At 39.0% G+C, this 3,421-nt stretch carries 2 protein-coding genes and 1 tRNA gene; all 3 read right to left on the reverse strand.

The features are described from left to right. Window positions 1–91 precede the first annotated feature (91 nt). The 3 genes from J8L98_RS24245 to J8L98_RS24255 all read right to left on the reverse strand — a co-directional run bounded on the left by J8L98_RS24245 (window position 92) and on the right by J8L98_RS24255 (window position 3,244). Window positions 92–790, reverse strand: coding sequence for a hypothetical protein (locus J8L98_RS24245; protein ID WP_210998629.1), 699 nt, complete (start codon window positions 788–790; stop codon window positions 92–94). A gap of 840 nt (window positions 791–1,630) precedes the next feature. Continuing rightward, window positions 1,631–1,707, reverse strand: a tRNA-Pro gene (locus J8L98_RS24250). Window positions 1,708–1,825: 118 nt separating this feature from the next. Further along, complete coding sequence (locus J8L98_RS24255; RefSeq protein ID WP_210998630.1) at window positions 1,826–3,244, reverse strand: alanine/glycine:cation symporter family protein; 1,419 nt, start codon at window positions 3,242–3,244, stop codon at window positions 1,826–1,828. Window positions 3,245–3,421 lie beyond the last annotated feature (177 nt).

Genomic DNA, 3,421 nt, shown 5'->3' on the forward strand with positions numbered 1-3,421 from the left:
GGTGGAGAATAGTCCCGAAAATATTCTTTAGCACCTTTGAACTCTGTTTAAATAGTCGCTCTTAACAGGGTACATGTATTAGATGAATAAATCAGCTGTCAGATATCAAGTCTAACAGCTTCAACCCAAATTCTGTGATACATGCAGAGGCTTGGGCTTGCTTCCCATTACCGATATCTATTTTATTGCTGCTATAATCAACAAGGTATTTTGCTTTAATATTTGAGAAAATACTTTGCCAGTATTCGATAGAGCCTCCAAAGGCTATTGATAGCTCTTTTCCGTGCATATCTATTGAGCTTTTTATGTATTCTTGGCCATTATCGTGTAATTTTGTTAGTTCATGGTTAAAGTTTCCAGGGTTATTATAGAATTTAAGCACTATTATATGGGAAGGGGTAAATTCGTTTAACATATTGAAAAATATATATACCTCGTCCTCATCAATGTTGGGGATGTACGCCAGCGAGACAACAAAGTTTTTTAAATGCTCCAGTTTTTCTTGTTGGCTGGTTGTTGCAGCTGCTTGAATACATTTCAACACAAGTGCGGAGAACATTTCGTGATGACTAAGTGCTTCTAAGTCAATTATTCCTGCTTTCTCCATAATTGAAAGCCTTTCTTCAATTTCCGACATCCAATTCCTTGTCCGTTCTTGTATCGGAGGACTAATCAAAGAGTGCAATAATTGTGTTCCGGCGGGTAGCAGGCTAAGTGCCACTTCAGCTACTCTAAAAAGTTTGTCTTCTCTCGGTTCTATATCAGGGTAAACTTTCGTTTTTTTCCCCATTTTAGCCACTTCTCTCTGAGCAATTACGAGTACCGTTCAGAGTATAACCTATCACTTAAATTTGTCACCATCCTTCAGTACTTCCTAATAAAGCGCTTGTAGTTAACTCGCTTTTCACCCAGCGCGCGCCGTTATACCCACGCCACGCCTGCGCGCTTTATGCGTTGAAAATAATGCAGTTACGCAAGTTCTCAATTATAAGCAATAGCTGGGGCTGTAGACCGGTATTGATGACCAATTAGCAACGCAAAAAAACGCAAAAGTAAGGAGCCTATGCAACAAGCAAAAGCTAGATGGTTCTTCCAGTGAACAGGGGAGGGCTTCGGAAAAAGGTAACATTGGTTATGTGGTGGTTTTTTAATGTTTAACGTTATGATTTTAAATAGAAAAAAAGGTAACCATCAAAAGGTAATTTTAGGTAACCTAAAAGGTAACATTTGGTTATGCATTTGAAATTTATGAGATTTTAATAATGAAGATATTACTATTTAAAAAGGTAACATAGTTACTCTTTAGTTACCATAAATGTTACCTTTTTTACTTTCAAGAAAAGCATTAAAAATCATTGGTTTATAAAAGGGTTTTGAAAAAGGTTACCAATGTTACCTTTTTCCGAAGCCCCCCCTGACTCATAGAGCTATATATAAGCATAGAGTAGAAACGTACTATTCACTGCAGGTAACTTAATTGCTTTGGAGTCTGTTGGCACAACCTGACTGCTGTATATATTGAAGTGTTTTATGACTGAGGTTTTGCACGTATTTTGCACTTATTTTGCACAAGGTAGAAAGTAGGATGTTCTAAAAGTGACTTAAGTGTTTGAATTGGGGAAGAAAAGATTGGTCGGTATGGCAGGATTTGAACCTGCGACCCCTGACACCCCATGACAGTGCGCTACCAAGCTGCGCCACATACCGACTTGCGTTTAACTATACTTATAAAAATTTAAAAGGCAATAAGTAACTGGTTTGTTTGAACATTAATTGACCTTTATAGAAGTAATTGCCTGTTTAGCAGACAATTACTCGACAAGCTTTACTTTTTCCAAATACCTTTAGGCAGTGTTTTCTCCATTTCAGGATGGTTGTCAGGGTTAAAAACGGGGGTTATTCCAGCTTTTAACTGACAGCAATAGTCTTTATATAGCCAAATTACAAATCCAGAGAGCATAAACAAAGCAACGACGTTTACAATTGCCATCATCCCCATCGAAATGTCTGCCATAGTCCAGATTAAACCGAGCTCACCTACTGCACCGAACATCACCATGGCTAAAACGCAGGCTCTGAAAATCAACATGCTATGTTTATACTTGGTATTTAAAAACATTAAGTTGGTTTCGGCATAAGAATAGTTGGCAACGATAGAAGTAAAAGCAAAAAACAAAATAGCGATAGCGATGAAGATGGCACCCCATTCACCAACGTGTTGAACTAAAGCAGCTTGCGTTAATGCAATACCAGTAACGCCTGAGTCGGGTACCAATTGGTTTGACAGTAGAATAAGAGCTGCAGTAGCGGAACAGATGATGATTGTATCAACAAATACACCTAGCATTTGCACATAACCTTGAGAGGCTGGGTGGTTTGGGTTTGGTGATGCAGTTGCCGCTGCATTTGCTGCACTACCCATACCGGCTTCATTTGAGAATAGGCCTCGTTTGATCCCTTGGATCATCGCTTGCATTACTGCATAACCAATAGCACCGGCGCCGGCTTGTTCGAACCCTAATGCACTATATATGATCTGTTTAAATACAGCGGGTAATAAATCATAATTAATGAAGCAAACGTAAAGGGCTACGAGTAAGTATGCCAACGCCATAAGTGGTACAACAAGTTCAGCAAAACGCGAGATAGTTTTTAAGCCACCGAAAATGATAAAGGCAGAGCCTATTACCAATAATATACCAACTATGTACTTAGGGATGTCAAATGCGACTTCAAATGCGGCGGCTATTGAGTTTGCTTGTACAGCATTAAAGACTAAACCAAAAGCTAAGATTAAGCATAAAGAAAAAACAACGCCCATCCACCGTTTACCTAAACCATACTCCATATAATAAGCTGGGCCACCTCTGAAGTTACCGTCGCTGTCTTTTGTTTTATATAGTTGGGCAAGGGTACTTTCTGCAAAACTGGTTGCCATACCTATTAATGCTATTAGCCACATCCAGAAAATAGCACCGGCGCCGCCTAAATAAAGTGCAACGGCTACACCTGCCATATTGCCTGTTCCAACGCGAGCAGCTAATGAGGTACAAAACGCTTGGAAAGATGAAATACCTTCACCAGCTCCCGTACGACTATTTGCCATGACTTTGACCATATAAGGAAATTGACGAAATTGGATAAACCCTAAACGAAAGGTAAAGAACAAACCTGCTGCTATTAATAGGTATATAAGCACATGACCCCAAAGCAACCCACTAACAAAGTTTAATACATCAGCCATAAAACAAAGCCTACTTTTATATGAACGAATAAATCAGGGGGCGTAATCTAGCACATTCTTTAATTAAAGTCGTATCAAGCGAGGTCAAACCTCAAGTTATGCACAGCTTTTTGTGGGTAACTTGTGTGCTTGTGGTGCGTATATCTGTATGTTTCTAAAGTTGAAAAATAATGAATA

The organism is Pseudoalteromonas sp. MMG013 (assembly GCF_018100885.1).
Taxonomy (GTDB): Bacteria; Pseudomonadota; Gammaproteobacteria; order Enterobacterales; family Alteromonadaceae; genus Pseudoalteromonas; species Pseudoalteromonas aurantia.